This is a genomic window from Methylobacterium sp. Gmos1 (genome assembly GCF_053764715.1).
Window position 1 is genome coordinate 1 of the sequence record NZ_JBSNCC010000037.1, and the last position, 25,017, is coordinate 25,017.

The 25,017-nt window shown below is 66.0% G+C and carries 26 protein-coding genes and 2 pseudogenes; 9 read left to right on the plus strand and 19 right to left on the minus strand.

The window, feature by feature from the left end; genetic code table 11:
* Positions 1-345 precede the first annotated feature (345 nt).
* From ACS5PV_RS31700 to ACS5PV_RS31710, 3 genes are all read left to right on the plus strand, one after another.
* The gene (locus tag ACS5PV_RS31700; protein WP_455399296.1) at positions 346-3,210 is read left to right on the plus strand and encodes a PAS domain-containing protein; all 2,865 of its coding nucleotides are present in this window, start codon (positions 346-348) and stop codon (positions 3,208-3,210) included.
* A 34-nt stretch (positions 3,211-3,244) separates the two neighbouring features.
* A complete protein-coding gene (locus ACS5PV_RS31705; RefSeq protein ID WP_455399297.1) occupies positions 3,245-3,631 on the plus strand; it encodes a response regulator in 387 nt (128 codons plus the stop codon).
* A gap of 810 nt (positions 3,632-4,441) precedes the next feature.
* On the plus strand, positions 4,442-4,678 hold the full coding sequence (locus ACS5PV_RS31710; RefSeq protein WP_455399298.1) for a DUF6894 family protein: 237 nt from the start codon (positions 4,442-4,444) through the stop codon (positions 4,676-4,678).
* Between the two features lie 329 nt (positions 4,679-5,007).
* Here ACS5PV_RS31710 and ACS5PV_RS31715 read toward each other — a convergent pair whose 3' ends face one another.
* Genes ACS5PV_RS31715 through ACS5PV_RS31725 form a run of 3 tightly spaced genes read right to left on the minus strand, consistent with a single transcriptional unit; the run spans position 5,008 to position 6,846 of the window.
* On the minus strand, positions 5,008-5,781 hold the full coding sequence (locus tag ACS5PV_RS31715) for a Crp/Fnr family transcriptional regulator (protein ID WP_455399299.1): 774 nt from the start codon (positions 5,779-5,781) through the stop codon (positions 5,008-5,010).
* Between the two features lie 34 nt (positions 5,782-5,815).
* Complete coding sequence (locus ACS5PV_RS31720) at positions 5,816-6,082, minus strand: hypothetical protein (RefSeq protein WP_455399300.1); 267 nt, start codon at positions 6,080-6,082, stop codon at positions 5,816-5,818.
* On the minus strand, positions 6,079-6,846 hold the full coding sequence (locus ACS5PV_RS31725; protein WP_355286895.1) for a Crp/Fnr family transcriptional regulator: 768 nt from the start codon (positions 6,844-6,846) through the stop codon (positions 6,079-6,081). The genes ACS5PV_RS31720 and ACS5PV_RS31725 overlap by 4 nt, the downstream gene beginning before the upstream one ends.
* Positions 6,847-7,107: 261 nt before the next feature.
* Here ACS5PV_RS31725 and ACS5PV_RS31730 point away from each other — a divergent pair, with 261 nt between their 5' ends.
* A complete protein-coding gene (locus ACS5PV_RS31730) occupies positions 7,108-7,749 on the plus strand; it encodes a Crp/Fnr family transcriptional regulator (protein ID WP_355286896.1) in 642 nt (213 codons plus the stop codon).
* Between the two features lie 65 nt (positions 7,750-7,814).
* Here ACS5PV_RS31730 and ACS5PV_RS31735 read toward each other — a convergent pair whose 3' ends face one another.
* The 10 genes from ACS5PV_RS31735 to ACS5PV_RS31780 form a co-directional block, all read right to left on the minus strand.
* Positions 7,815-8,711: an extracellular catalytic domain type 1 short-chain-length polyhydroxyalkanoate depolymerase gene (locus ACS5PV_RS31735; protein ID WP_455399301.1), complete on the minus strand. Its 897-nt coding sequence runs from the start codon at positions 8,709-8,711 to the stop codon at positions 7,815-7,817.
* 420 nt (positions 8,712-9,131) lie between these two features.
* Positions 9,132-10,166 carry a fatty acid desaturase gene (locus ACS5PV_RS31740; RefSeq protein ID WP_455399302.1) on the minus strand — a complete coding sequence of 345 codons (1,035 nt, stop codon included), beginning with the start codon at positions 10,164-10,166 and terminating at the stop codon, positions 9,132-9,134.
* Positions 10,167-10,273: 107 nt separating this feature from the next.
* On the minus strand, positions 10,274-12,295 hold the full coding sequence (locus tag ACS5PV_RS31745) for a transketolase (protein WP_455399303.1): 2,022 nt from the start codon (positions 12,293-12,295) through the stop codon (positions 10,274-10,276).
* On the minus strand, positions 12,292-12,429 hold the full coding sequence (locus ACS5PV_RS31750; RefSeq protein ID WP_455399304.1) for a hypothetical protein: 138 nt from the start codon (positions 12,427-12,429) through the stop codon (positions 12,292-12,294). Before ACS5PV_RS31750 ends, ACS5PV_RS31745 begins: the two co-directional genes overlap by 4 nt.
* Positions 12,430-12,504: 75 nt before the next feature.
* Positions 12,505-13,503 (minus strand): patatin-like phospholipase family protein, encoded by a 999-nt coding sequence (locus ACS5PV_RS31755; protein ID WP_455399305.1) that lies wholly within the window; start codon positions 13,501-13,503, stop codon positions 12,505-12,507.
* Between the two features lie 536 nt (positions 13,504-14,039).
* The gene (locus tag ACS5PV_RS31760) at positions 14,040-14,402 is read right to left on the minus strand and encodes a CsbD family protein (protein WP_455399306.1); all 363 of its coding nucleotides are present in this window, start codon (positions 14,400-14,402) and stop codon (positions 14,040-14,042) included.
* A 106-nt stretch (positions 14,403-14,508) separates the two neighbouring features.
* Complete coding sequence (locus tag ACS5PV_RS31765; protein ID WP_455399307.1) at positions 14,509-15,054, minus strand: cupin domain-containing protein; 546 nt, start codon at positions 15,052-15,054, stop codon at positions 14,509-14,511.
* Positions 15,055-15,171: 117 nt separating this feature from the next.
* Entirely contained in the window at positions 15,172-15,432 is a 261-nt protein-coding gene (locus ACS5PV_RS31770) for a 3',5'-cyclic-nucleotide phosphodiesterase (protein ID WP_455399308.1), read from the minus strand.
* A 77-nt stretch (positions 15,433-15,509) separates the two neighbouring features.
* Positions 15,510-16,484: a PhnA-like protein gene (locus tag ACS5PV_RS31775; RefSeq protein ID WP_455399309.1), complete on the minus strand. Its 975-nt coding sequence runs from the start codon at positions 16,482-16,484 to the stop codon at positions 15,510-15,512.
* 38 nt (positions 16,485-16,522) lie between these two features.
* Complete coding sequence (locus tag ACS5PV_RS31780; RefSeq protein ID WP_455399318.1) at positions 16,523-16,780, minus strand: GlsB/YeaQ/YmgE family stress response membrane protein; 258 nt, start codon at positions 16,778-16,780, stop codon at positions 16,523-16,525.
* Positions 16,781-18,002: 1,222 nt separating this feature from the next.
* Here ACS5PV_RS31780 and ACS5PV_RS31785 point away from each other — a divergent pair.
* Positions 18,003-18,287 (plus strand): hypothetical protein, encoded by a 285-nt coding sequence (locus ACS5PV_RS31785; protein WP_455399310.1) that lies wholly within the window; start codon positions 18,003-18,005, stop codon positions 18,285-18,287.
* 298 nt (positions 18,288-18,585) lie between these two features.
* Here the strand turns inward: ACS5PV_RS31785 and ACS5PV_RS31790 are convergent, their stop codons facing one another.
* Positions 18,586-18,921, minus strand: coding sequence for a hypothetical protein (locus tag ACS5PV_RS31790; protein ID WP_455399311.1), 336 nt, complete (start codon positions 18,919-18,921; stop codon positions 18,586-18,588).
* 349 nt (positions 18,922-19,270) lie between these two features.
* On the opposite strand from ACS5PV_RS31790, the gene ACS5PV_RS31795 reads away from it, so the two are divergent.
* The 3 genes from ACS5PV_RS31795 to ACS5PV_RS31805 all read left to right on the plus strand — a co-directional run bounded on the left by ACS5PV_RS31795 (position 19,271) and on the right by ACS5PV_RS31805 (position 20,805).
* Positions 19,271-19,981, plus strand: a complete 711-nt coding sequence (locus ACS5PV_RS31795; protein WP_455399312.1) for a Crp/Fnr family transcriptional regulator — start codon at positions 19,271-19,273, stop codon at positions 19,979-19,981.
* Entirely contained in the window at positions 19,978-20,220 is a 243-nt protein-coding gene (locus ACS5PV_RS31800) for a hypothetical protein (RefSeq protein ID WP_455399313.1), read from the plus strand. The genes ACS5PV_RS31795 and ACS5PV_RS31800 overlap by 4 nt, the downstream gene beginning before the upstream one ends.
* Before the next feature lie 201 nt (positions 20,221-20,421).
* Complete coding sequence (locus ACS5PV_RS31805; protein WP_048435270.1) at positions 20,422-20,805, plus strand: DUF7831 domain-containing protein; 384 nt, start codon at positions 20,422-20,424, stop codon at positions 20,803-20,805.
* Between the two features lie 289 nt (positions 20,806-21,094).
* Here the strand turns inward: ACS5PV_RS31805 and ACS5PV_RS31810 are convergent, their stop codons facing one another.
* From ACS5PV_RS31810 to ACS5PV_RS31825, 4 genes and pseudogenes are all read right to left on the minus strand, one after another.
* Positions 21,095-21,361: a hypothetical protein gene (locus ACS5PV_RS31810; RefSeq protein WP_455399314.1), complete on the minus strand. Its 267-nt coding sequence runs from the start codon at positions 21,359-21,361 to the stop codon at positions 21,095-21,097.
* A gap of 467 nt (positions 21,362-21,828) precedes the next feature.
* Positions 21,829-22,428: a phasin family protein gene (locus ACS5PV_RS31815; protein ID WP_455399315.1), complete on the minus strand. Its 600-nt coding sequence runs from the start codon at positions 22,426-22,428 to the stop codon at positions 21,829-21,831.
* Positions 22,429-22,946: 518 nt separating this feature from the next.
* A pseudogene (locus ACS5PV_RS31820) lies at positions 22,947-23,832 on the minus strand (IS481 family transposase); the annotation flags it as partial.
* A gap of 158 nt (positions 23,833-23,990) precedes the next feature.
* Positions 23,991-24,224 (minus strand): aldo/keto reductase, encoded by a 234-nt coding sequence (locus ACS5PV_RS31825; RefSeq protein ID WP_455399316.1) that lies wholly within the window; start codon positions 24,222-24,224, stop codon positions 23,991-23,993.
* 182 nt (positions 24,225-24,406) lie between these two features.
* On the opposite strand from ACS5PV_RS31825, the gene ACS5PV_RS31830 reads away from it, so the two are divergent.
* Entirely contained in the window at positions 24,407-24,832 is a 426-nt protein-coding gene (locus ACS5PV_RS31830) for a MucR family transcriptional regulator (RefSeq protein ID WP_455399317.1), read from the plus strand.
* 72 nt (positions 24,833-24,904) lie between these two features.
* Here the strand turns inward: ACS5PV_RS31830 and ACS5PV_RS31835 are convergent.
* A pseudogene (locus ACS5PV_RS31835) lies at positions 24,905-25,017 on the minus strand (IS5/IS1182 family transposase); the annotation flags it as partial.

Here is a 25,017-nt window from a genome sequence, read left to right on the forward strand (position 1 = left end):
TCTCGTGGTCGCGCACCATCCGCACGGCACGTTCGCGCACCTCAGGGGAAAACGGGGTTGTTCGCTTCGTCATGGCTCCATCCTCTCAGAAGTTGGAGCCTCCGGGAAACCCGGGGCGGTTCAGAGGAGGGTGAGCTACCACTACCGGGCTAGTGCGCCCTCGCACATCCCGTAGGCCCCGCCCGAAGCAGACCCTCGGCCCTCTCACAGGCTCCTTCGGCCTGTCCCGGCTCGGCGGCAGCCTAGTGCCCGCGTTCCGCCCCCTCACGGGTGCTGGGCTGCCGCCTCTTTCTCTTTCCAGCGTGGCAAAAACGACCAGGAACGATAAGATGGCTGGGCGCGCAGGTGACCTGCACCTCGCCCCAGCCGAAGCCGATGCAAATCAGGTTGCCTGACCCGTTTATCGTTTCCGATCCAGCGCGCCTCGCGGCTCTGGATGCATTCGACGTCCTCGATACTCCGACCGAGTCGGGTTTCGACGATGTCGTGCGCCTCGCAATGCGTCTTTGTGCGGCGCCTGTCGCTCTCGTCAGCCTCGTTGCCGCCGACCGCCAGTGGTTCAAGGCTAACGTCGGATTTCCGCAGTGCGAAACTGACCTTGAGAGTTCGGTTTGCAAGTTCGCGCTTGCCGAGCCTGACCTCCTTATCATTCCGGACCTCGCCGCTGATCCGCGCACGGCATCAAACCCCCTTGTCACGGGGGAGCCGCACATTCGCTTCTACGCCGGAGCACCTTTGCGCCTGACGGGCGGCGCGGTCGTGGGCTCGCTGTGTGTCATCGATACCGTCCCCCGACCTGCAGGATTGACCCTGGAGCAGAGCGATGACCTGCGTGCCTTGGGTCGTCAGGTGGTCCTCCTGCTTGAGGCGCGCCGATCTATGGCCCGCGACAGGGCCGAAGCGCTCGAGAAGGGGGAGGCACAGGCCTCCGCACTCGCGCGCGCTGCGGTAAGCGAGGCGCAGAACATCTCCCTGCGCATCAGCGACCAACGCTCGCGTTTCGCCCAGGAGGCCGGGGGCGTCGGCACCTACGAACTCGCCGTCGCCTCCAGCATGATGCAGGTGTCGGCAGAATTCTGCCGCCTCTACGGTGTGCCGGTCGCGCCCCTCTACTCAGCCGCAACCTTCGAGGCGCTGGTGCTGCCCGAGGACGCGGGCGTGCGCTCCAGCGACGAGAGCCGCGAGGATGGCAGCGCGGTACTGGACATCGAATACCGCATCCGCCGGGCGGATGATGGGGAGCTTCGCTGGATCGCGCGGCGAGCAACCTTCATGCGCGATGAGAGTGGAGCTGTCGTCGCCATGTTCGGTACCGTGCGCGACGTGACCGAGCGCCGTGCGGTGCAGGATGCCCTACGCGCCAGTGAGGCGTTGGCACAGGAGAACATCCAGCGGGTCCAGCTAGCGCTCGCAGCCGGGGCGATCATCGGCACCTGGAACTGGGACATCCCCTCGGACTGCTTCACCATCGACGAGGCCTTCGCCCAGACTTTTGGGCTCGATCCGGTTCTAGGCCGCGAGGGCATCCCACTCGCTCAGATCGTCGCGACCGTGCATCCCGACGACCAGGCCGGGCTATCGGCCGCCATCACCACCGCGATTTTGCGGGGCGGCGCCTACGCCCACCAGTACCGGGTGCGCCGCGCAGACGGGCGGTACTACTGGATCGAGGCCAACGGCCGGGTCGACAGGGCGGAGGATGGCACACCGCTGAGCTTCCCCGGCGTCCTGCTCGACATCGAGGAGCGACGCGCTGCCCAGGCCGCGCTGACCGCGAGCGAGAGCCGATTGAGAGCGCTCGTGACCGCCGGCGCACAGTCGGTCTACCGGATGAGCCCGGACTGGCAGGAGATGCGCCAGCTCGACGGGCATGGCTTCCTTGCCGACACGGTAGCGCCGAGCATGCGCTGGCTCGACTCCTACATCGATCCCGCCGACCGCCCGGAAGTGATGGCAGCGATTGAGGATGCGATCCAGCGCAAGGGCACGTTCGAGCTTGAGCATCGGGTACGGCGGGCCGATGGAAGCTTTGGCTGGACGCTCTCGCGCGCCGTGCCTCTCTTCGAAGAGCATGGCGAGATTGCCGAGTGGTTCGGGGCGGCGAGCGATGTGACCCCCCGTCGAACCGCCGAGGCACGGCAGGCGGCCCTGGTCACGGTGGGCGACCAGTTGCGCGACCTCGGTAGCATACCCGACATTGTCCACGCGGCGGCCGGGATCGTCGCACAGGTGCTCGGCGCGACGCGCGCCGGTTACGGACTGGTTGATGCCGCGCGCGCGAGTGTCGACGTTCCAACCGACTGGTGCGCATCGGGGATCGCCTCTGTCGCTGGCCAGCACGACTTTCGCGACTACGGCTCCTACATCGAGGATCTACGGCGCGGTGCAGCCGTCCTGATCGAGGATGTAGAACGCGACCCTCGCACTCGAGAGAGCGCCGCGACACTGCTCGGGATCGGTGTTCGGGCACTGATCAACGTGCCCGTGATGGAACGCGGGCGTCTCGTTGGGATCGGCTTCATCCACTCCGATCGTCCCCGCGCCTTCTCGACCGAGGAGCTGGCCTTCGTGAGGGCTGTGGCCGACAGGGTTCAGGTCGCCGTCGCACGGGTGCAGGCCGAGGCGCAGCAGGCGCTGCTGAACGGCGAACTGTCCCACCGGCTCAAGAACACCTTGTCGATGGTGCAGGGCATCGCCGGCCAGACGCTGCGCAGTGTCCCGGATCAGGCCCCGGTGCAGGCGTTCACGCAGCGTCTCATCGCATTATCGCGGGCACATGACGTGCTCCTGCAGGACAGCTGGGCGGCTGCGCCGATCCACAGCGTTGTCGAGCGTGTGCTATCCCTACAGTCCCCCCTGGAACGCTTCCGGATCGTGGGGCCGAACCTAGCGCTCTCCCCGCAGGCGACACTGTCCCTGTCTCTGCTATTGCACGAGTTGACGACCAATGCAGTCAAGTACGGTGCGCTCTCCAACGAGGTGGGAGCGGTTAGCGTGGCGTGGTGGGTCGAGGATGATGACGAGCGAACGGTCGTTCTCACCTGGCAGGAGCGCGGTGGCCCACCGGCACAGGCACCGACGCGACACGGCTTCGGAGCGCGGCTGATCCAGATCGGGCTGGTGGGAACCCGCGAAGCGCAGCTGAGTTATACAGCCTTGGGCTTTGACGCGGAGTTTCGCGCTCCTAGCTCGCAGGTGGTTGCGTCGTGATCCGGGCGGTGACGGGTTCTCTCTGGGGGAATCCATGACATTCGAAGGCACCGAGCGCCGGCCAATTGTGCTTCTAATTGAAGACGAGCCGATCCTGATGATGGCCCTGTCGGACCTCATCGAGGAAGCGGGCTGCGCGGTCGTCGAAGCGACGACGACCGTCAAGGCGATCCGCATTCTGGAGGCCCGCATGGACATCCGCGTGGTGGTGGCGGATCTGGACATGCGCGGGTCGGCAATGGGACTGAAGCTGGCTGCCTTGATTCGGGACCGGTGGCCGCCGATGGAACTCATCCTGACGGGGGCCGTGAAGCCGGAACTGGCGAACATTCCGGCTCGAGGTGTGTTTCACGACAAGCCGTTCAACCACGCCGGCATCGTCGAAAGCATCCGCGCTTTCACGTCAAACGGCCAGTCGTAGATCGCTTTGTCGTGACGCCGGGTGACACGACACATGCTGGCATGTCATTTGATTTCCTTATGTACAATGCTGATATGACTAAGAGCCCCTAACAGAACTCGCTCTTGTACCTGCTAAGTGTCTGACATTACAAGAGCAAAGGAGATTTAGATAGGTGCTCTGAGTCCTGTTTTGCGATAAAGCCTTGAGCCCGCCTATAGGCCATCCGGGTCATGCATGCGTGCCACGGATCGCTCGCATCTAGATCGTCCCAGGTAGGGAAGCACTCGATGCGCCGGCGGGTATGCTCGTGTAGCTTGCGGGCAATAACATCAAGTTGCATAGAATGGGCAGGAGGGCGGGTTGTCGACGCTCCCGCAGGGCAAATCTGTCGGACTCGGATGCGCCGAGCCAGCTGCTTTAGGCCTAGCACCGCGCCCGTCACGCAAGCCAGCACCAGAGGGGATATGGAAGCGGGGTAGGCGGTGCGAGTCATAGCGCCTCCAGGCCTCTCCCAGATTTTCCCGACGCTACCTGGATCGGCGGCTCGTTGGCCCAACGCCAGTTCACTTTTGAGCATCTTGTATGTCATTGCCCAGATTGCGCCTGGCTGCGAAGCTCTCAACGAACTGGTGCGGTGATGCCTCTCTTTCAATGGCAGGAATCGCCAGTCATATAATGTAGGAAATACGACATTATATGTCAGAAACAGACTAAATATTCTCAAAATAGTTTGAATCGCTACTTTTTAGGTTGTGATTTTTGATTTATATGTTGACACCAACGAGTATGGGGTGTGCATGCTCGCAGGTGACTTATTTGGATCGTGCGATGCCTACATTTTTCTTCGACATCCATGATGGAAAGTGGATTCGCGATGACGTAGGGGTTGAATGTGAAAATATCGCGGAGGCTTGTCGACACGCGAAGCGCACTCTGCCTGCGATAGCGCTTGACAATATATCGCAAGACGATGATCGTCACGCGATCACAGTGATCGTCACCGATAACGATCGTCGTCCGGTCTATACCGCTAGTCTCATAATTATTGAAATGATGATAAGCTGATGATATTGCATTACAATATTGAATTAATATTTACACGGCCGCTTGATCTCGCTCCACTTTAAACGAAGGGCTTGCACGAACTTCCCAGAGAGAGTGCCAGCATGTCCAACCTGTGAGCAGAAGCACCAACAGGATGATGATCAGGATGCCGACGAAGCTCAAGCCGCCTGTACGTGGCGCCTACCAGCGTATAAAATGAGTCGCTTCGGGTTTTTCTGAGATTGTTTGATTAAATAAATTCACGATCATGCTGCAATCGTGAAGCTATCCAGTTCTTTTATTTTGTCTCATTTCTAATACGGCCGATATTTATTTTGTTGAAAAATGCTCTAGACGCGTCGAGAAAGGTGCAGGTACTCAGGATTGAAGCTGCAAAAATTTCGTAGACGAGCCAAGTTTGGAACTTTCAAGTGTCTGTGCTTTAGATCGACCAGACCTAAGAAGCGCAAATGTTGTAGCGTACGATTGGCGTGCACAATCGAGAAGCCTAGGATGTCGGCCAGATGGACTTGTGTCAGAGGTAGAAAACAACCCGTTTCTCCCGCCAATCCGACGACCTGCAAACGCAGCAGAAGCTCACAGAAGAGATGAGCCATCCGCTGATCCGCCCCACGTTGCCCGAGGTTCGTCAACCACTCGCGCAGGATTCCTTGTTCCACCAGCATCGCCCAGCAGAGCGCCTGCGCAATGCGGGGATGGTTGCTGGTCAGATCGACAATCGTGCTCCGCGGAATCTCCACGATCTCACAGGCTGTCAGGGCAGCGATGGAGTGGTCCATGCGGTTCAGGATGGCGACGTGCAGGTCGCACGTGTCTCCCGGTACGAGCAGGCCGAGGATGTGGCGCTGACCGTCGACCAGGATCTTGTAGCGGCAGGCGAAGCCCCGGGTCACGAGAAACACGCTCTCGGGGCGATCGCCTTCTCGGATCAAGTCGACCTGGGAGGAAACCCACCTCCTCTGGCTCATCACCCCCATCAGCGTCCCTCGATCTGCATCCGTCAAACCGACGCTGCGTTCGAGCTTGGCGATCAAGGCATGGGATTCGGGCAGCGAGACGTCCGCGGCGTCCGTCAGGACTGGCCGCTGCGGTGGTTTGGTCACGCTGAACTCCCTATTCGCGGCAGTGCCGTCCGGCTCATCGTTTCAACCGTTGCCGGAGCCATCGGGCCGCTGCCTCCGGCGTGTCGAAGGTGGGGGCACGTAGGCCTGCCAGGCGGCCGAAGCCGGCCTCGAGGAACCAACCGCGGAGCTGTTGGTGACCGGGCGTATCGAGGCGCACGAGCACGCCGACCAGCAACCCGTTGGCCATCACGAGCAACCCCTGACGATCATCGCTGTCCGTGTCGACGCCGATCGGCTGAAGCACAACAAGCGTCTCGACGTTGTGCGGCGGCTTCATCATGAGCTTCGTCGGCCGGTGCTCGGCCACGGAATGCTGCGGCGCACACCCCACCGCGTGTTCTTCAGGTGCAGGTAATTCGGGTTATAGCCGCATAAGGCTTTCAACCGCGGCACGTCCAGAATGGTCAGGGTCCGGCGCTTGAGCGCGATCAAGCCGAGCGCGCGGAGGTCGCGCAGCGTGCGATGCACATGCACGTTCGATAGGCCCATGGTGTCGGCGATGTCGATCTGGGTGAACGGGAAGCTGAAGCTGTTGTCCGTCACGCGGCCCACGGCCTCCAGCCGCAGCAGGAGCTCGCAGATGAGATGGGCGATCCGCAAGTTGGCCGGGCGGCCTCCGACATTGACGAGCCATTCCCGCAGAACGGCCTCGTCGACGAGGGCGCACCACATCAATGCCTGCGTGACCCGAGGATGATCGTTCGTGATCTCGACGATGGCCTGTCTCGGGATATCCACGACTTGGCAGGCTGTGATCGTACCGATATTATGATCCATCTGATCGAGAATGAAGACATTCAGGTCGCAGAAGTCGCCGGGCACGAGATAGGCCATGATCTGGCGCTGCCCGTCCGGCAGAACCTTGTAGCGGCATGCGTAGCCATCGAGGATCAGATGAACGCTGTTCGGCGGATCGCCCTCGCTGATCAGGTCGGTGCGCGCGGGCACTCTGCGAATGCGGAGCGTCAAGGCACTCAATGCCTTGCGATCTGCCTCGGTCAGTTCCTCGAAGCTCTCAAGCTTTCGGATCAGTGCGTCCTGCATCAGCTACATCAGTCAGAAAGATGCGACAATGTATGTCGTAAATCTGACCTCCGCACAGTCCTATGATTGTTTTCTTGCGGCTGAAGACGATTAAGATCATACAGTGCGCCGTCGCTTGCACATGCAACCCGGCGCAAGCGGTGAGGATTGTTGGCTCCCGCCCCCAACGAGGTCGGGATCGTGTCCGTCCAGAGAGCGTGCCACAACCGTCTGCTTGCGGCACTTCCGCCAGCGGATTTTGCCCGGCTTCAACCCCACCTGATGACGGTGCCGCTCCGGATCGGGGAGGTGCTCATGGCGCCCGGCACGCCGATCCGGCACGTCCTCTTCGTCGAGGATGGCATCCTCTCGGTGATCGCGACGGCGTCGGACGACCGGCAGATCGAGCTGGCGCTGATCGGCCGGGAAGGCCTCGTCGGCCTGCCGGTCCTCATGGGCACGGACCGGAGCGCGCATGAGGGACGGGTGCAGGCGAGCGGCTACGCCTGGTGCCTGGAGGCGGACGCCATGCGCGAGATCCTCGGGACCAGCCCCGACCTGCAGGCCTTCCTGCTGCGCTACGCCTATTCCGTGACCGTCCAGATCGCCGGCACCGCGCTCGCCAACACGCGCTACAAGGTGGACCAGCGTCTCGCACGCTGGCTCCTGATGTGCCACGACCGCACCACGGGCGACGAATTGCCGACGACGCATCGCTTCCTGTCGCTGATGCTCGGCATCAACCGTCCGGGACTGACGACCGCACTGTCGGTGTTCGAGCAGGCCGGCATGATCCGGACCGAGCGCGGCACCATCACGATCCGCGACCGGGCCGCGCTGCTCGCGAAGGCCGGAGCCTGCTACGGCGGTCCGGAGGGCGAGTACGAGCGCCTTCTCGTCGAAGGACGCCCGGTCTCCCGGTAAGCGACGCTCGCGAGGCGCCCTGATCGTCGTCCCGCTCTCGCCCTTGCCGTGCGCTCGGCGCGGCATCACCGGCGCGGGTTCGCCATGAAGAACCGCAGCATCTCGCGGCTGGCGTCGGGGCCCGCCGGATCGGTGTGGGAACCGGCCGGATGGCCGCCGGCCCAGGCATGCCCCGCGCCGTGCAGAATCCACTGTTCCGACGTCCAGGTGCCGGCCGGTTCGGTGAGGAAGGTGCGGGTATACGCGGTCCCGCCGCTGGAGCGCCCCTCGACGGTGCTGACGATCAGGTCCGAATCGGGTCGTGCCTGGGCGACGGCCTGGTCGCCGTTGATGGGGGCGACGGTCGTATCCCGGTCGCCGTGGAAGACGATGGTCGGCACCGGATGCGTCGCCTGCCGCGGCGGCAGCAGGGCACCCCGATACATCGTGGGCAGGGCCAGGAGCATCGAGCCGGCCGAACCGCAGGCGAGGCCGGAATGGATGCCGACGGCCGCGTAGAGGTCCGGATACGTCATCGCCATGACGGCGGCGGCGGCGCCGCCCGACGAGAAGCCCGCGATGTAGACCCGTGCCGGATCGACGACGAAGCGTCCCATGATCTCCCGCGTGAGGCCGGCCAGGATCGACGGCTCGCCCCGCTCGCGCTGCTGATCCGCGTCCCGGAACCAGTTCCAGCTCTTGGTGATGTTGGCCGACCGCGGCTGATCCGGATAGGCGACGAGGAAGCCATGCTCCTCCGCCAGGCGATCCATGTTCGTGCCGATGGCGAAGTCGCGCGCCGATTGCGAGCTGCCGTGCAGCATCACCACCAGCGGTCGGGGTCCGTCCCCGGGGCCGGACGGCACGAACAGGTCGTAGGCCCGGCTTCCGGCAGAGTTGCGGAACCGGCACTCGAGCGCCCGGGGCCGGTCGATCGACAGCCCCGAGGCTCCGGTCTGGTCGATCCTGAAATTCATGGTCATCGCTGAACTTTCGTGTGCGGATTTGCCTGGAGCACCACCGGATCGCGGCCGCGGTTCGTGGGCATCGCGCCCTCGCGGATGCGCCGACAGCCACGCTGGAATTCGTCGCCTTTCCGGATGACGCCGGTCTCGTCACCGCATATGGCCGACCGGCGGGCCGTGCCGGAACCCGCCCGCCGCACGGTGAGGGCCGGATGGGCACGGGGCGGGACGGCCTTGCCGGACGAAGGAACGACCGATGCCGTCGGCACGGATCCGCGCGGCTGCGCCCTTCCGACAACCCTCCGGCCTCGGCGATGTTGCATTGCAGCATGAAAAGCTGGCCAGGCCTGCCTCGTCGGAACCGACGGCGCGGGCTCTGGATGGTCCCGGCTCCCGATCGCGAGGCGTGAGGGAGGGCCGTGGCGTTCCCGCCGTCCTTCAGGCCGCCTCGAGCGTCCGCACGCGCGAGAACCCAACCAACCTGCGGGCATCCTCATCCCAGAGCGCCAGACCGAGGCAGCGGAGGCTGTCGCGCGGCGTCAGGCGGCCCACCTGCCCGAGCACCCCGTGGTCGTCCATGCATTCCTGGAGGCGGTAGTTCGGGATGCGGCTGTTGAGGTGATGGACGTGGTGCAGACCGACATTGCCGGTGAACCATTGCAGCACCGCCGGCAGCACGTAATGCGAGCTTCCACCGAGCGCGGCGGTGTGGAAGTCCCAGGTCTCGGGACCGTCCCAGACCGTGTCCTCGTACTGGTGCTGGACGTAGAACAGCCATCCGCCGATCCAGGCCGCCACACACACCGTCGGAACGAGCGCGACGAGCACCGGCATCACCCCGCCCGCCGCGACCGCCAGCAAGCCGACGAGCACGGCGAGAGCCGCGTCGAGCGCCAGCACGTCGCGCCAGGCGGTCCGCCAGGGCAAGCCGACGCCGAACGGCATACGCTGGAGCAGCATGAAGTTGAGCGGCGAGCCGAGCCCGATCAGCAGGAACGGATTGCGGTAGAGCCGGTACCGGAGCCGGCCCAGGCGCGACAAGGCGAGGTACTCCCGTACCGTGAGGGTCGCGACGTCGCCGGTGCCGCGTCGGCTCAGGTCTCCGGTCGAGGCGTGGTGAAGGGCGTGCGCCCGCTTCCAGCTGTCGTAGGGCGTCAGCGTCAACAGGCTGAGGGCGCGGCCGATGGCGTCGTTGGCGGTGCGGGAGGGCAGGAACGATCCGTGCCCGCAATCGTGCTGGATGATGAAGAGGCGGACGAGGAGGCCGCCGGCCGGGACGGCGAGGAGCGGCACGACGCAGCCATGCCCGGTTGCCGCCGCGGCGACCATGGCGGCGCACAGGACGAGGTAGGGCAGACCGGTATTGGCAATCTGGCCGAGGGCGCTGCGCACGTCCGGCTCCCGGTAGGCCGCGCAATGGCGGGCGATGTCGCGCGCCTCGATTCCTGCGGGAGGCGTCGTCTGGGTATTCATGGGGTCAAGCCTTGCATCGGCGGGCGGCGGTCCTGCGCCGGTCGGCCGGGACGGGGGAGGGGGCAATCGCCCCCGCATTCCCGTCCGGCCTCGCAGGGAGACGGGCCTCAGGCGACATTCCGGGCCGCCGCCTCGACGGCGGAGACGATGTCGGCCACCCCGAGACGGACATAGGCGAGCACGTCGTTAGGCGTACGGCCGCTCTTCGGCATGGTCCGGACCGCGAGGGCGTGCACCCTCGGCGCGTCGACGGCCTCCGCCGCGGCCTCCGCCAGTTCGCTGCCGATCCCGCCGACGTAGTTGTCCTCGACCGTCATGACCACGCCGCCGCGGCCGGCGAGCGCCAGGACCGGCGCGGTGCCCATCGGCAGGCAATAGGCGTCGACCACCGCCACCGAGTGCCCGGCCTTGGCCAAAACCTCTGCCGCCTCCAGGCAGCCATGAACCATGTAGCCGGAGGCGACCAGGACCATCCGCGGCCCATCGTTCGGCGAGCAGCGCAGGACCTTGTGGCCGCCGAACGGGAAGCGGTCGTCCTCCGCGTAGAGGATCGGCAGGTCCGCCCGCACCGCCCGCAGGTAGAAGGCGCCCGGGGAGCGCGCCATGGCGAGCACCATCGCGTAGGCGCCCACGGCGTCGCTCGGGGTCAGCACCGTGACCGCCGGGCGGCCGGCCTTGTCCTCGACATGCGAGAAGGCGCGCATGAAGGCGACGTCGGCGAGCGCCATCTGGCTCGGCCCGTCCGAGGCCAGGGTCGCGCCGGCATGGGTGCCGACGAGCTTGAGGCCGGCGCCGCCGATGACCGCCATCTCGATCTGGTCGAAGGCGCGCTCCAGGAAGCGCCCGAAGGTGCTGGCGAACGGGATCTTGCCGCCGCTCGCGAGGCCCGCGGCCGCCGAGACCATGTTCTGCTCGGCGATGCGCGCCTCGAAGTAGCGCTCGGGAAAGGCCTTCGCGAAGCCGTCGGCGTAGGTCGAGTTCTTCACGTCGGCATCGAGCGCCACGACGGCGGGATTCGCGGCGCCGAGAGCCTCCAAGGCGAGCCCGTAGGCCCGGCGCGGCGAGAGGGCGCGCTTCTCCTTCACAGCTGCGGCGACCGTCGGGTTGCGGCCGACCGCCGCCATGAACCCGACCGGCTCGGTCGCAGGCGTCGAGGCCGGCGGCGCGGGAGGCGGCGCGATCGTGAGGACCGCCGCGCTCGCGCCGGGGTCGATGCCGGCGACGCCTAGCGCCCGGGCGCGCGCATCGAGGGCGGCGAGGGCGGCGTCGAGCCCGCCTGCCGTGACGGGGGTGCCGTGATGACCCATGCCGCCGAGGTCGGGCACGCCCCAGCCCTTGACGGTGCGGGCGATGACGCAGAGGGGCCTCGCCTCCCGCGAGGTCGGCCGCGCCCGCAGGACCTGCTCGATCGCGACGGGATCGTGGCCGTCGACCACGACCGCCTCCCAGCCGAACGCCTCCGCCTTGCGTGCCAGGGACTGCCAGTCCTGGGCCGGGGAGACCCGGTCGCTCTGCCCGAGGGCGTTGCAGTTGAAGAGGGCGACGACGGACGAGAGCCCGTGATCGGCGATGAAGTCCATCGCCTCCCAGATCTGGCCCTCTCGCGCCTCGCCGTCGCCGATGATGCAGTAGATCGCCTTCGCGCTGCCATCGATCCGGGCGGCCGCGGCAAGCCCCGCCGCGACGGAGAGCCCCTGTCCGAGCGACCCGGTCGCCGCGTCGAAGAACGGAAACCCGAGCATCGGGTTGGGGTGGCCGTCGACGAAGCTGTCGATGCTGCGCAGGGCGAGGAGATCGTCCAGCGTCATCGGCCGCGCCGCGCCGCCGGGGCGGACCGTCACGCCGAGATCGGTGCAGGCCGCGTAGACGATGGGCACCGCATGGCCCTCGGAGAGGACGAGGCGGTCGGAACCGGGGGCGTCGGGTCGGGCCGGGTCCCAGCGCATCACCCCGTACATCAGCACCGTGACGAGGTGGGCGAGCGACAGCGCGGTGGTGGGGTGCCCGCTCCCGGCCGAGGTGGTGGCCCGGATCGCGAGCTTGCCGAGCGCGATCGCCTTGGCGTGGACGGCCTTCGACCGGATGTCGTCGGCCGGATCGATGGGCGGGACTGGCGCGGGCATGCTCATGCGGCGGCTCCTGTGCGGGACGTGTCGGGGGCCGCCGCCGCCGGCGCGTTGCCGGATTCGATGCAGGGGCGGCTCAGGTCGTCGAGCCAGACGGCGACCCCGTTCGCCGCGAGGTCGTGCCGTGGGTTGGTCATGCGGTCATCCTTGGTTCGTCGGAGCACCCGCCGGCCGGGCCGATCCGTCGCGCCGGCCACGTCCGGGCCGCGCGGTCATCCGACCGACCGCAGGGGCGCGGCGTGCCCGGCCGGGAGGCGGGCGCCTTCGGAGAGCCAGGCCTCCGCCGCGCCGCGCCCGGCCTCGCGCAGCCGCAGCAGGAAACGCCAGCCGAGATCGGTGCTGCTCTCGTCCCGGAGCGCCGGGTAGTGGTCCTCCGCCGAGACGCGGTGCAGCGCCAGGGCGCGGAGCTTCGCCGCCAGGGCGCTGCGGCCCCCGCCGGACCACGACAGGTCCACCATCGTGCGCAGGGCGGACAGCTCGCGCTGGAGCACGCCATCGAAGGTGATCTGCTCCAGTCGCCGGACGATGTCGGGCGCGCTGCAGGGCGCCTCCTGGCCGAGACTCGGCACGATCTGAACCAGCAGGATCGCCGGGGCGTCGGACGCCTCGATGAGGCGGATCAACGGCGGGTTGGCCGAGTAGCCCCCGTCCCAGTAGCGCCGGCCCTCGATCTCGACCGCCTGGGACTTCAGGGGGATGCAGCCCGAGGCGAGGACCATCTTGCGCACGAGTTCGGTCTCGCGAAAGATCCGGGTCGCGCCATCCGAGACCGCGGTCGCGGCGACCAGGAGCTTGAACGGAGGCGCGGCGCGAAGGGCGTCGAAATCGACCGCGTCGGCGAGCAGCCGGTCGAGGGCATCGTGGTTGAAGGGATTCGACTGGTAGGGCGAGAGCCAGCGGGACGTGATGTCGGTGAAGACGGTCACGGCGGGCCCGAGCTGAGGCGGCGCGGTCTCGCTGATGCGCTTCCAGAAGCGGTCGAGGTGGCGCCGCGCCTCCGGCCGGCCACCGGCGATCAGGCCGGCCGCCATCACGACGGCGTTGACCGACCCGGCATTCGTGCTGCTGACGGCGTCGATGACGAGATCGTCCTCCTCCAGCAGCCGGTCGAGGACGCCCCAGGTGAAGGCGCCGAACGAGCCGCCGCCCTGGAGTGCCAGCGAGAGGGTGCGAGGCGCGCGGTGCGGTGCCAGGTCGGTCGGTGCGGTCATCGGATCGGGTCCGGCGTCGGGGCAAGGAGGCAGGTCGGTCCCGGGTCGGTCGGCGGGATCGGCCGCTCCGAATGATCGCCTCTGTGCGGGGACCGCGTCCCGTCGCCTGTGCCACGACAGCGCGACCGCGCCGAGGCACAGGATCCCGACGACGGCGAGCAGCGACGGTCCGAGGCGGCGGAGAGGAGCCTGCGTCACCTGCCCGGACCTCGGCGCGGCGGCGGGTCCCTCGGCGCTGGGTCCCGTGGCGCCGGTTCTCACTTGGGTGCCGACGACGGGCCGGTCCATGAAAGCGTCCGCCATCGCGAGGCGGAACGGAAGCGGCCCGCGGCGTTCCGAACGGGGATCGATGGCCATGGTGGTCTCGTGAGCGTGGAGGAAACGGGTTGGATCCCGGGGCGATCCTTGCCCGGAAGCGGCTCGGGACCGGGCAGGAGCGCCGCCGCTTCGCGCCATCCTTCGACGCCGTCGTGGGTCCGGCGGTGGGCGATGCAGGGGCGAAAAAGCCCGATTGGAGTTGGTCCGTGGCGTTCCCATCAGCGGCGTCTGCGGATCGCCACGGCGAGGAGGTAGCCGAGGGCACCGGCCATCGCGGCGAACGCGAGCGGGAATTCCTTGGCATACTGGGTGAGCGTCTCGCCGCCCCGTCGGGGGGCGGCTCCGGCCTCCGGAAGGATGTGGCGACCCGTGTCGATCGCCCGGTCGGCGAGGTCGCCGGCCTGGCCCGCCACGTCGCGCACGGCGTCCCTTGCCTGCCCGACGAGGGTCTCGGCAGCGCCTCCGACCTCGTCCCGCTTGCCCTCGGCCCTGGTCTCGTCGTTCCCGGCGACGGTGCCGACTCCGCCCTGGACCTTGCCGCCGAACTCCCTGGCGGCGTCGGCGATGCGGTTCTCGTCCATCTCGTTCTCCTGTCGTCGTCGGGGCGGGGGCGCCGCCGCGGGGGCGGAACCCGACTGGTCCCCCTCGTCCGCTGCTGCGTGCCCCCAGAATGAAGGTCCGTCCGGGTCAGCCGGTCGTCGGGTTGGTGGGATTGTCGTCGGTCGGCCCCAACCGCTCGGTCTCGGGACGCTCGTCCGATTCCTTGGCCCGCTCCGTCATGTCCGGCGGCGTCACGGGCTTCGGTGCAGCCGCTGCCGCAACGGCGGGAGCCGGGGGTTCATCCGCCCCGGACCCAGCGAGATGGAAGTCGAAGCCGTCCGCGCCGGTCCCGGCACCCTGGATCGTCAGCACCTTGCAGCTGGCCACCGAGCCGTGCGGGCCATGGACGATGCCGGCCCGATGCGTGAGGTAGGTGCCCGGGCCGAGGCTCCGGCCGGCATCCACGAGATCGCCCTCGAGGACGTAGTGGGCCTCCGCCCCGTTCCGGTGGAAATGAGCCGGGATCTCCGCGCCGGGGCCAATGTGGATGATGGTGGCGATCACGCCGCGGGATGCGTCGAGGTTGAGCCGGCGGGCGGCGATCCCGTCCGGCGTCGCCCCCGGCAGGCTTATGCCGGAGGCCTCGATGGCGTCGGCATTCGTGACGAGCGACCCGTCAGTGTCGTGCGGCATGGGGATTCGTTCCTTCGTCGGGGACGTGTCTTCGTCGGGGCTGTGCGGTGCGTGTTGGGGTGTCGGCTGGGAAGGAGATCCGCGCCTGCCGGCGGGTCGGGAGCGAAGGCTCCCCGCCTATTGCGAGGCGGGCTGATCGGGGGCCGCTGCCGCATAGTCGACGATGGCGGCCCGGCAGGCGGGGGAGACCTTCCGGGCGTTGGTGCGGAAGCAGGCGATGACCTCCGGCCCGTTCGGATCGAGGCCGTCGCAGAGGCGGGCATAATCCGCCGAGCAGAACGGCCGCAGCGACTCCCGGGACCGGTCCGCCTCCGCCGCCCGCGCGACGGGAGGCATGGCCGATGCTGCGATCGCGAACAGGACGAGAAGCTGGATCACGGCACCGGCCTTTCACGGGAGGAGAGCCGAGGAGGCCCAGAGTGATGCGGGGCTCGCAGGCGCGGCCCGCAAGGACGTCACACGCGGCGCGGCGCCGGTGCGTGGGAGGAGATGCGGGTGACGACCGGCGCGACGGCCGCGCTGCGACCGGCGAAGAAGGCGGCGAGCGCACCGAAGATCAGGGCCAGCGCCCCGGAGAGGGCTCCCTGGGACACCCGACGGGCAGCGGCGTCGGCAACCTCCTTCGACTGCTCCTTGGCCGAGGCGAGGGTCTCCTTGAACTGCTGCACGTATTGGGCGACCTGGGTCCGGGCCTGCTCGACGGGGATGTTCTGGGCCTTCGCCAGGGCCTGGGCGGCCTTGTCCTGCGCGGCGGCCTGCTGGGCTCCGTCGCCCGAGACGGCGGCGCGCATGGCGGTCACCGCGGTGTCCTTCAGCGCGGCCGGATCGGATCCGGATCCGCCCCGGATTCCGGCCTCGATCCCTGAGAACGGGTCCGTGACCTTGCTCAGGGACGGCGCCGCCGCCTGCGCCAGGGTCGAGACCGATCCGCCCATCGCGTTGCCGACCCCGCCGATGGCCGAGGTGGCCGTGCCGAGGGCGCCACTGACGATGCCGCTGGCTGCCGACGACAGCATGTACAGAACGACGAGGGTCGAGACCGCCCAGGCGAGCAGGCCGTGATGCCCTGCCGTGGCGGGCGACGGCTTGCCCGAGAGCCGGCCGGCGAAGTATCCGCCGGCCCCCGCGGCGAGGATCCCGGAGAGGACGAACCAGAGGCCGGCGCCGATGCCGAGCGAACTCGCCGCCGGGGTGCCGTCGCCCAGGGGGTCGACCGTCGAGAGGCCGATGCCGAGGCCGAGCATGTTCAGGATGACCTGGGCGATGAGCCCGACCGTGGCGCCCGCGAGGACCGCGCTCCACGAGACCGAGTTCAGCATCATCGTGCGCATCTCCTCGGCCGGCGCGACGGCATTCGTCTGGGAGGGGGCCGGATCGAGGCCGGGCTGGCGGCCCGGGGCGACGGGCGTGGCTTCGCTGATGGTGGGCATTGGGGATTCCTGGATGTTGGGATGGGACGGTCGGCGGATCAGACGACCCGGCGGCCCACGAGGGCGTGGTAGAGCCACAGCACGACCACCGCTCCGACGGTGGCGATGAGCAGGCTGTAGAGGTTGAGTCCCGAGACGCCGGGCTCGCCGAACTGATGGAACAGGAAGCCGCCGACGACGGCGCCCACGATTCCGAGTGCGATGTCGACGATCAGCCCCTGGCCGGTGCTGTTGACGATCCTGCTGCCGATGAATCCGGCGATCAGGCCGAGGACGATCCAGGCGAGGAAAGACATGGGTTGGCTCCAGCTTGCGGCAGGCGGCGGGTCCCGGCGCGAACGCGCGACGGGCGATGGAACGCATCCGATGGCGAGGTCCGCATCGGGCGCGTGGACATGACGGGTGTCGAATGCGGCTGTGGCTTCGGCCTTGCCGACCATCAGGCCGATGGCCTGCTTGCAGGGCACCGCATGATCGGGCGGCGGCGGATGCCTACGGCATCGGATGGATCGGCCCCGCCGCCATGGCCATCCATACCTTCGCAGAGGGTACGATTATTAAATATCTGTTCGTGGCATAAGTTCCAAATATTCTAGCGATTTATTGAATATAAGTCGGCGGACGAGCCGAAATATACGAATAACATATGTATGTCTTATTCGAGACAATCATCGTTGGATGATGATCGGCACGGAAGAGATCGTCGCCAGGACCGAAAAACACGTCGCCACGCGGATGGAGGCACCGACCGGTCCGTCACGGGTCGCCGGCCGTCGAAACCAGGGACGGGATCCCGCAAGGCACGCATCCGTACGGCGTGACGATCCCCACTCCTCGTACCGGGCCGCGTCGGGCGGCCCCGTCGACCCCTCGGAGGAGCAATCGCACCGACCATGTTTCTTCACATGTCCGACGCCTCGATAGTGGCATACCCGAGAAAGACGCACCCGATCATATGATGAAATAATATAAATCGGCGCTATTCAATGGTGTCCAGGTCGGATTTTCGATAATACCCCCTCCTGCGATTAAGGGAGCGACATAAGTATCCGAGCGTTGCCGGGCATGGGCGCATGCCGTCTCGCGGGGTGTCGGCGCCGGCGGAACGGCCGATATCCGGGAGCGCCGACACCGAAGCCCGCAGGCTCGTCGGCGATTCGACCCGGTGTGCGGTGCCCGTCCGCCGCCCCTAGCGCATCCAGGAATCGATCAACCTCCAGCGGAGATCCGGCATGGCCGAGCGCGTCACGATCAAGCCCTATCCCCGCCGGGGCCGCAGCGGAAGGGGGGCCGGATCAAAGGATTCCAGAGCTACGTCCGATCGCACCATGATCGGGCGATTCTCCGGGCAGCGGCTCCGCGCAGGCCTCGCGATAATAAATTCTATGACATTCAAATGATATTTGCGCATAATCCCCTTATAGGTGCGAATTATTTCAATGTCACGTGGCTGAACCATCCTGATATTCGGCAAGTTGTCGTTCATACGACTCGCAAAATCGTTAGCGGAGCATGTACATGACGGAAAACACATCGGGCCAGGACAGCCGCCAAGGCAAGCCTGGCAAGCCCGTGCTCTATGTCTTGATCGCCAGCTTCGGCTTGGCCTTGGTCTCGTTCGTCGCCCTGCTGACCTGGCAAGGCGCGAATGCGCCGACAGACGTGAGCCAGACCGCATCGCGACAGCAGGGCACGGGTTCGGCGAGCGGGCCGTCGAACGCAGCGACGTCGGCGACTTCCACTGGCGTGCCCGCCGGCAACCCGGCCTACCCGCAACCCGCGTCGCGCAGCGGCAATCTGTGACACTCGTCTCGACCGAGGGGTGGGGCGGCTATTCCGCGACATCGACCGGTGGCCGGCATGTCACTGTCGGCCGAAAGCGGCGACGGCGGCGGCATTCGCAAGGATCGTGTCCGGGGCCGCGGGCGGGGGGCGTCCCCACGGGTTGATCGGCGCTCGCGCGGCGGGCCTCGCCGCACAGGCGCTGGCTGTCCGCCGGCCGTATCCTCGCTCCAGTCCGGGGACCGGCACCACCGATGAATCCGGCGGCGGTCGAACCCACCCGCGAGGGGCGCCGCCGACCGTGCCTCGGTCCTCGGCCTCATCCGCGCGGAAGGGGGCGAGCCTCGTCGAGGTCCGGCAGGTCCCGATCGGTTTCCGACCGCGCCGTGTAGTGCGGATCGAGCTGAGTCGTGAGCAGATCGCGGCCCTCGCCGGTGTCCTTGCTGATGGCGAGCAGGGAGTTGTAGGACCGATCGTTGTCCCGCAGGGACGCGTTCAGGACTTTGTGGGGCGCCAGGTGCCGGCAAGCCAGGCGCTGAAGCATCGCAATGATGTCGACCTCCGTCGCGAGCTCGAAGCCGATCGTGCTCCTGAAAAAGATCTCGACGCCGCTCCGGCCTTCGATCACCCAGACGCGTCTCGGCTCATCCGACATTCGGTGCTTCTCCTTCGATGCCAACGGATGCACTCCTTGCGCGCGCGAGACCGAGGGGGGCGTGCAGGTGACGTCCGGTCTGTGCAACAGACCTCGCTTGAACGATCTCACGCAGGAATCGTCTTTCGCGCTCGGAGAGGCGGCCTTACGCTGCAACCCTGACCAGATATTATCCAGAAAAAATCGAAGAAAACAGTGGTATGTTATATTTGGTGATTAATTTGTGTTGTATTCCAAGCTCGTCATCGGTTGTTTCTTACAGGTGCTGATGGCTGGGAGAGGTGTGCGCTTCCACCTGCAAAGTGAAGGGAGGGCCGCCTTGGTCCCCACATCGAGCCACCCGGCAGACATGCTCGTTCGCAAGCTGGGCAGCATTGCGCGCCTCTCCGACGAGGAGCGCCGCGCCGTCATGCGCCTGCCCATGACGATCAGGCCGTTGCCTGGCGGGCATGATATCGTATGCGAGCACGACCGTCCCATGCAGTGCTGCCTGATTCTGGATGGCTGGGCGAGCCGCTACCAGTTGTTAGCCGAGGGCAGGCGCCAGATCTTCTCGTTCCATGTTCCGGGCGACATTCCCGACCTGCAGAGCTTGCACCTGCGTGTCATGGACCACAGCCTGTGCGCCTTGACGCCCGTCACGCTGGCGTTCGTCCCCCACGAGGCGATTCGCGACCTGACGACCGGGTATCCCGGCATCGCGGCAACGCTCTGGCGTGATACCTTGGTCGACGGTGCCATCTTCCGAGAGTGGATGGTCGGGATGGGCCGTCGGTCGGCATACCAGGCGGTCGCGCACCTGTTTTGCGAGATGTATGTCAAACTCGAGGCCGTCGGGCTGGCCGAGAATCATCGCTACAGGCTGCCCGTCACGCAAGTCGACATCGCCGACGCGCTCGGTCTGTCGAACGTGCACGTCAATCGTGTTTTACGCCAGTTGCGTGAGGAAAATTTGCTCGCGCTTAGGAATGGCTGGCTCAATATTTCAAACTGGCCGGAACTCGCCAAGATCGGCGAGTTTGACCCCTTGTACCTCCATGTAGACCGACTGGCAGCATGAGCCTCCTCTTTCAGCCTGTCCCGATCGCAACGGGCAGCCGCGACGCAGAGAGCCGGCTCGTCTTCGCCGACGGCTTCTTGGTCGCTGTGCTGGTCCGCCTCTCCGAGGATCACGGGGTGGATGAGGGAAGGTGGTTTCTCGAGGCGGGCTTCGGCCGGGTCGATGACCAGGGCCAGCCCACCTTCGCCGATCTTGATGAAGCGCAGGCGTGGATCCAGCATCGCCTCGACGGGCAATGAGCCGGTCGCCGGCCCTCGCGCTTCGGGCGACACGACGGAAAAAGGCGTGCGCTATCCGTGAGAAATGCTAGGCCGCGCACGGGTTTCGCTGTCCTCGAGCGACATGGCTCTGCCTCGCGCCGGACACTCGGCCGTCTCGGCCCGATGTCGCGCGAGCCTCGGCCCCGAGGCATGGCAGAACGGAAACACGGGAAGTAGCGCATGCCGATCCGCCGGGAGCACCAGATCACCCGCCAGATGCTCCGAGATGAGCCCGACACGCTCTGGGTGTTCGGCGACACGCTGATCGGCAAGAGCCTGGGCGGCCAGGCGGCGGAGATGCGTGGCGAACCGAACGCGGTCGGCATCGCGACCAAGCCATTGCCGGCCATGGACCCGGCCGCCTACTTCACGGACGCTGATATCGAGACGTTCCGCAGGGCTGCTGAACCCCCGTGTCGCCGGCTCGCCGATCACCTCCGGTCCGGTGGCATCGTCGTCTGGCCGGCAGCCGGAATCGGGACGGGTCTGGCAGATCTGGAGCGACGCTCGCCGCGGATCTGGGCGAGCCTGGAGCGGACTCGCGAGAGCCTTGAGGGGCTGTGACCCGCTCGTTTGCCTACGGAGAGGGCGACAGCGCTCCCAGCGGCACGGCCGTGTCGGTGGAGAGGTCCATCTCCTCGACGTCGATCGCCAGCCGAACTTTGCCGGATCGGCCCTCCTCCGCCGGATCATGAGAAGGCCGCCCCATCGGGCGGCCCCCCCTGCCGTCGTTACAAGCCCAACAGGGCACCGGTGGTACTGGCGACCGTCATGGCCAGTCCTCCGACCAGTACCCCGATCATCGCGTAGGAGACGGCCCGCAAGAGCATGGCCTGGATTCCATCCGACCCGATCAACAGCGATACCCGCCCGAGGTCTGACCATACTGCTTGACCGGGAAGTTCTGCTGGTTGGCGTTGCCCTCCGAAGCCGAGCTCATCGGGCAGGCGCCGTAGAAGGGCACGCTGGTATTGGCACGGCCGCCGATCGAACCCGTCGTCTCGACGTCGTCGCTCCAGAACGGGTCCGAGGGGGAGCTCGACTCGAACGCCATGGCGGATGAGAGCGAGGCAATGCCGAGGACGAGCGCCACGGCGAATGAAGCCATAGTGATTTTCATGTCTTGTGATGTTCCTTGGTCCAAAGCGCGGACGATCCAGTGAATTGTCGTCCACGTCGATAAGATTGTCTTACAGAAAATGTCTATGTTGCGATGTGTCTATGCGCACTCACAATATCGAAACAAAGCCAGATTGGGCGGATAGCGAACTGAAATGATGAGGAATTTTCGCTGAAATCGCGAATTTGGCAAAAATATGCGAGATCAAATCAAAAATATCCTCATGGCGACTGCCCAAGATGCCGACGTACTGAACCGTCTCGACCCCGGTTAGCCGAAGCTTGAGTGACGGCCTGGCCGGCGACAGCGCGCATCACGACGCCGAAGAGCGAAGGAGTGGGCGTCCTCCCAGGGCGAACTCCGCACCGCCCGGCGTGGGCTGCTGTGTCAAAAGAAGGGCCGCCGTCAGGCGGCCCTTCGCTGGATCGGCAGGATCCCGGGGCGTCTCGCCCGGGCTCCGGCACCTCTCAGCGGACGACCGAAGGGGTCTGGTCCAGGCCGGAGAACGCCTTACCGGCCTCCTCGATCGCCCGGACCGAGCCCTCGGCGATGACCCGGCTGTCCTGGACCATATGCTGCAACCCCTCGCGGACCAGCTCGCTCTGGATCGCCGTGAAATCCTGCACCGACGACGCGCGCGTCAGACGGGTCAAGCCGTCGATGTTGCGCTGCCACTGCTTCTGGCCCAGTTCGAACCAGTTGCGGGACGCATCCTGCACCGCCTGGGTCAGGACCGTGCCGCAACGCGTGACCGCCTCGATGTTCTGCTGGGACTGACGGGCAAGGCGCTCGCTGTCCTGCCCGGTGAAGCCGAGGACGCGCGTGAACCGATCGGCAGCCTCCCGGGCCTGCTGGGATGCGGTGTCGACGTTCTTCTGCACGATGTGCTTGGCATCGTCGGACGCTTTTGCGCCGAGATCGGCCATCTTGCTCATGCCGTCCCGAGCCGCCTCGGTGAATTGAGTGCCCTGCTCGCTGGTCTTGCTCATGCTTGCCTTGACGGAGTCGGTGAGCTTGTCGGTCTGCTCAGCGTGCTTGTTTGACGTGGCGCTCTGATTGATGCCCATGGGAATTTCCTCGTTGTTTCGTGGAGGTGCACCGGAAGAACCACCGCACCCGCCCGGCGCATCGGCTGGGGGCTGCGAACTTCGATGGTTTTTTGCTGCACTGCATCCATATCGGTGCGAATTGGCCAGCTTCAAGTGCGGCGCATCATAATTAAACTGCCGTTTTCGTCCGTAAAAAGCATCAAGATCCATAGTTTAGGTGTAAGTGCATGGTTGCGTTGCACAATCTCGTATCAGCCGCGACGATCCCGGAGCTGATGGTCCTGGTCCGTCTCATTCGTCACGAATACCTTCGATCGATCGGCCTGCGCCGGCCTGGAAGCGGCGGGATCGGCCTGGGAGGGGAGCCCGGCCGGGCGTCCCATCTTCCGGTCGAGGGCGAGCAGGACCGGGGTGACCATGATGCCGTGCATCAGGATGGATGTCTGGTTGTGAGACCTCCTTGGCGCCGGCAACAACCTTGAGCGCGCGATCCAGAGCGGCGGGCTCGGCCTTCTTGGCTGCCGCGCGAGCCAGGGCAGGCTTGTCCTTCAGACGTTGGTGCAGGACCATCTCGGGCGAGAGACCTTTCAGAGCACGCTGTCGACGACCATTGTAGGCGACATTGAAGCCTGCCAGCAGGATTTCCAGATCCTGATGGCTGTAGATGGTGATACCGAGCACCTCACGTTGCACCCGACCGTTGAAGCGTTCGACCATGCCGTTGGTTTTCGGGGTGTAGGGTCTGGTCTTGCGGTGCTCGATCGCGTGGTGCCGGCACGCCGCTTCGAAGGCGTCGGCCGTGAAGCAGGATCCGCGATCAGTCAGCAGGTGCGTGACCCGGAACGGCAGAGCCGCGACGGCCTCATCCAGGAAGGTGACAGCTGACGCCGTTGTCTCGTTGTCCTTGACCGCGAGATGCACGAAGCGTGAGGCACGATCGATGGCAACGTACAAGTAGCGCTTCCGAGTTGATCCGTCCTTGTCGCGCAACTTGGGCAAGTGCTTCACGTCCATATGCAGGAAGCCGACTTCGTACTCCTTGAACTCGCCGTGGGGTCTGCGGGACGGATTTGCGGGCGGGAGACGGTTGAGACCCTCGGCCTTGAGGATGCGGTAGACGGCGTCGCGGTTGAGGTGGGGCAGGAAGTGGGTGACCACGAAGGTGAGGTCGTCGAGAGGAAAGCCGGTCGAGCGACGCAGAGCGCAAACAATGGCGCGCTCCTCCTCGCTGGCCTTCCAGGGCAGGGTGTGGGGCCGGGCCGAGCGGTCCTGGCAGTCCTCGGGTCCACGCTTGCGCCACTTGCGGATGGTCTCGGTAGAGACGCCATAGCGGCGGGCGAGGACGCCGGAGGGCTCACGAGAGCGGGCGATGTCGGCGCGCACGGCGGGGGTGGTGCGGGCGTTGGGGTGGATCGCGTGCATCAGCCCGCCCTCCGGGAGGAGGAGCGGTGTACTCGCTCGAAGCGCCAGGCATGCTCCTCAATCGCCCAACGCGCCGCGTCCCAACAACGTTCCGCCACTAAACAGCAGGATTACAGTTGCCGGGTAAACCGGGGGCGGTTCACGCGCGTCGGCGAGGCTCACGCCACGGCGTGCGAGAACGCGGCCGTGCCCCACTGTAGCCTTCTGCGCGGCAGCGCGGCAGGCGCGATGCCGCTGACTGCGTCAAGCCTGCCGACATGCTCCGAAGAGAGCTCGAGGGTTGTGGCGCCGAGGTTGCTCCGGAGCTGGTCGAGGGACCGCGGCCCGATCATCGGCACGGTGCCGTGCGTGCTCGCCCACGCGATGGCGACCTGATCGGTGCGCAGCCGCAAAACGGCACCATGATCGAGGCGAGCATGCTTCTCACGATGTTATGAAGCCTGCAAATTTCGCCTATTTCTGATGATAGGCCGCACCAATTAACATTTCTCCTAACCGTAATTATATGATCTGCACAGTTGACATGGGTTAAAATCCTTGCATGCAATCGGCATCGCTCGATTTGGAGGGATACATGAGTGAGATCGAAGCCTCTGTGCTCAATTCAATCGGGCGCACCCGCGACATCATAACGACCTATGTGGCACACAATGTCGTCCAATCCTCGGCGTTGCCCGAGCTGATCGCATCGGTGCATGCTGCATTGCGGAGCCTCGGCACCCCATCTCCTGTCGAACCCGAGAGACTGACGCCACCAATCCCAATCCGCAAAACGGTGACGGCGGAGCACATCATCAGCCTTGAGGATGGGAAGCCGTACAAGGCGCTGAAGCGACACCTATCTGGACGGGGCCTCACGCCCGACGAATACCGGGCGAAATGGGGCCTACCGCGCGACTATCCAATGGTGGCGGCCAACTATGCAGCCCAGCGTTCCGAACTCGCCAAGAGCAATGGGCTGGGGCAGGGACGGAAGGGAACGGCTAGAAAAGCGAGGTAGTATCAACCATCGAGGATCCAACACCGTGTGCGACCTCGCACGGCACGCGCCTCTGTCGTGATCTAAGAGCGCCTAACAGAACCGGTCGATCTGGTGGATGGTGATGAGGCTGGCCTGGAGGAACGTGAAGGCTTCGTAGATGTCGGCGCGGCGTTCGTAGCGGACGGGCAATCGGCGGGCTCGGT

Excerpts from the sequence above, each read along its gene's own strand:
- ACS5PV_RS31750 (WP_455399304.1), bottom strand. The coding sequence starts at position 12,429 with ATGACCAACCCACGGCACGACCTCGCGGCGAACGGGGTCGCCGTCTGG.
- ACS5PV_RS31830 (WP_455399317.1), top strand. The coding sequence starts at position 24,407 with ATGAGTGAGATCGAAGCCTCTGTGCTCAATTCAATCGGGCGCACCCGC.
- ACS5PV_RS31775 (WP_455399309.1), bottom strand. The coding sequence starts at position 16,484 with ATGCCCACCATCAGCGAAGCCACGCCCGTCGCCCCGGGCCGCCAGCCC.
- ACS5PV_RS31785 (WP_455399310.1), top strand. The coding sequence starts at position 18,003 with ATGACGGAAAACACATCGGGCCAGGACAGCCGCCAAGGCAAGCCTGGC.
- ACS5PV_RS31810 (WP_455399314.1), bottom strand. The coding sequence starts at position 21,361 with ATGAAAATCACTATGGCTTCATTCGCCGTGGCGCTCGTCCTCGGCATT.
- ACS5PV_RS31740 (WP_455399302.1), bottom strand. The coding sequence starts at position 10,166 with ATGAATACCCAGACGACGCCTCCCGCAGGAATCGAGGCGCGCGACATC.
- ACS5PV_RS31705 (WP_455399297.1), top strand. The coding sequence starts at position 3,245 with ATGACATTCGAAGGCACCGAGCGCCGGCCAATTGTGCTTCTAATTGAA.
- ACS5PV_RS31805 (WP_048435270.1), top strand. The coding sequence starts at position 20,422 with ATGCCGATCCGCCGGGAGCACCAGATCACCCGCCAGATGCTCCGAGAT.
- ACS5PV_RS31710 (WP_455399298.1), top strand. The coding sequence starts at position 4,442 with ATGCCTACATTTTTCTTCGACATCCATGATGGAAAGTGGATTCGCGAT.
- ACS5PV_RS31755 (WP_455399305.1), bottom strand. The coding sequence starts at position 13,503 with ATGACCGCACCGACCGACCTGGCACCGCACCGCGCGCCTCGCACCCTC.
- ACS5PV_RS31765 (WP_455399307.1), bottom strand. The coding sequence starts at position 15,054 with ATGCCGCACGACACTGACGGGTCGCTCGTCACGAATGCCGACGCCATC.
- ACS5PV_RS31780 (WP_455399318.1), bottom strand. The coding sequence starts at position 16,780 with ATGTCTTTCCTCGCCTGGATCGTCCTCGGCCTGATCGCCGGATTCATC.
- ACS5PV_RS31800 (WP_455399313.1), top strand. The coding sequence starts at position 19,978 with ATGAGCCTCCTCTTTCAGCCTGTCCCGATCGCAACGGGCAGCCGCGAC.
- ACS5PV_RS31795 (WP_455399312.1), top strand. The coding sequence starts at position 19,271 with ATGCTCGTTCGCAAGCTGGGCAGCATTGCGCGCCTCTCCGACGAGGAG.
- ACS5PV_RS31760 (WP_455399306.1), bottom strand. The coding sequence starts at position 14,402 with ATGGACGAGAACCGCATCGCCGACGCCGCCAGGGAGTTCGGCGGCAAG.
- ACS5PV_RS31745 (WP_455399303.1), bottom strand. The coding sequence starts at position 12,295 with ATGAGCATGCCCGCGCCAGTCCCGCCCATCGATCCGGCCGACGACATC.
- ACS5PV_RS31730 (WP_355286896.1), top strand. The coding sequence starts at position 7,108 with ATGACGGTGCCGCTCCGGATCGGGGAGGTGCTCATGGCGCCCGGCACG.
- ACS5PV_RS31720 (WP_455399300.1), bottom strand. The coding sequence starts at position 6,082 with ATGATGAAGCCGCCGCACAACGTCGAGACGCTTGTTGTGCTTCAGCCG.
- ACS5PV_RS31725 (WP_355286895.1), bottom strand. The coding sequence starts at position 6,846 with ATGCAGGACGCACTGATCCGAAAGCTTGAGAGCTTCGAGGAACTGACC.
- ACS5PV_RS31735 (WP_455399301.1), bottom strand. The coding sequence starts at position 8,711 with ATGACCATGAATTTCAGGATCGACCAGACCGGAGCCTCGGGGCTGTCG.
- ACS5PV_RS31815 (WP_455399315.1), bottom strand. The coding sequence starts at position 22,428 with ATGGGCATCAATCAGAGCGCCACGTCAAACAAGCACGCTGAGCAGACC.
- ACS5PV_RS31790 (WP_455399311.1), bottom strand. The coding sequence starts at position 18,921 with ATGTCGGATGAGCCGAGACGCGTCTGGGTGATCGAAGGCCGGAGCGGC.